This window comes from Vibrio sp. OPT20, assembly GCF_963889365.1.
Lineage (GTDB): Bacteria > Pseudomonadota > Gammaproteobacteria > Enterobacterales > Vibrionaceae > Vibrio > Vibrio splendidus.
Window position 1 is genome coordinate 77,112 of the sequence record NZ_CAWPOA010000035.1, and the last position, 529, is coordinate 77,640.

At 40.1% G+C, this 529-nt stretch carries 1 protein-coding gene and 1 pseudogene; both read left to right on the plus strand.

The genetic code is table 11. The features are described 5' to 3' along the window. The coding region (locus AACR09_RS07700; protein ID WP_228011028.1) for a GNAT family N-acetyltransferase at positions 1–464 on the plus strand (464 nt) is incomplete at its 5' end. Between the two features lie 2 nt (positions 465–466). After that, a pseudogene (locus AACR09_RS24620) lies at positions 467–529 on the plus strand (nitrous oxide-stimulated promoter family protein); the annotation flags it as partial.

Here is a 529-nt window from a genome sequence, read left to right on the forward strand (position 1 = left end):
ATGCGGTGTTTATTCAGCGATTATATAGCTCAGAAGATTTCTTACGTTACATCGGAGACAAGGAAATTACAGATACTGGCAAGGCTGTTGAATACATCGAAAACAACATTCTTAAGATGTATAGAGAGAAGGGTGTGTGTTTACTGATGGTCGAGATTAAAGAGTCTTCAACGCCAATCGGTGTGTGTGGTTTGATTAAAAGAGACACACTAGAGGCGCATGATATTGGTTATGGTTTTGTACCTGCAGGATATGGCCAAGGTTATGCAAAGGAAGCGGCACAAGCGATAATTGAACAAGCTCAACATAATGCTGATATCGATCATTTAGTTGCCATCACAACCTCTGATAACATTCGAAGTATCGCACTACTGACTAAGTTAGGTTTTGTGTTTGAGCGAGTTGAAGAGGCGATCAATGAAAGCGTCAATCTCAACCTGTACGGTTTATCACTGAGTAATTAATCATGTTTCAACATAACAACATTCTGCAAGGCGAACTCGCAACCGAGTACAAAACTGTTATTGCT